The 862-nt window shown below is 62.3% G+C and carries 1 pseudogene; it reads right to left on the reverse strand.

What is annotated here, in order from left to right:
* A pseudogene (locus OP495_RS18505) lies at positions 1–862 on the reverse strand (ABC transporter permease); the annotation flags it as partial.

Here is an 862-nt window from a genome sequence, read left to right on the forward strand (position 1 = left end):
GGCGTAAAGCACGCTGAGCCCCGCCAGCAACACGAATACCAGCACCAGTTCGATGGCACGCGTCACTTGCCCCAGTAACTCGCGGACTTGTTCGAGAATGGCATCGACATTGAGCAACGAGACACCGGGATAGCGCGAGACCAGTTTGCCGATGGTCGCCTGACGGTCACCCTCCAGATGAAACGAGGTGATATAGCTATGGCTGAAGCGCTCGAGCGTCCCCGGTGGGAAAATCACGAAGAAATTGGGCCGGAAGCTTTCCCAGTCGAGACTGCGCAAACTGGTGACGCGCCCTGAAACGCGCTCACTGCCGATGTCGAACCGCAGCACCTCACCAAGCGTCACGCCCAGGCGCTCGGCCAGATCCTGCTCCATGGAGATCGGCACAGGGCGGCCTTCTTCGACAGGGGCGTTCGCATCGAACCAGTCACCGGCGACGATGCGATTCCCCTCGGGCAGTGTCTCGCGCCAGGTCAGATTGAGTTCTCGGCGCAGCTCATCCGGCGTTTCTTGGCCCGCCGGTACCGTTGCATCTGCGGGCTTGCCATTGATGGAGACCAGTCGTCCGCGCACGATGGGATATAAATCGCTGCGCGTATCACTGGCATCCTCGACGATCTCGCGGAAGCCTTCGCGCTCGGCTGGCTGGATATTGATGGCAAAGTAGTTGGGCGTATCCTCGGGCAGCTGCGATTCCCAGGCGGTCACCAGGTCGCCACGCACCAAAGCGATGATCGCCATGGCTGCGAAGGTGACCGAAAAGGCCAGCAACTGCCCCAAGCTGGCATGTCGGCGGCGGGCCAATTGCCGTGCGCCGAGACGCCAAGCGTGCCGCGCACCGTGGCGGTGATCGCCGGCGACG

It is taken from the genome of Chromohalobacter sp. 296-RDG, from assembly GCF_029889885.1.
GTDB lineage: Bacteria > Pseudomonadota > Gammaproteobacteria > Pseudomonadales > Halomonadaceae > Chromohalobacter.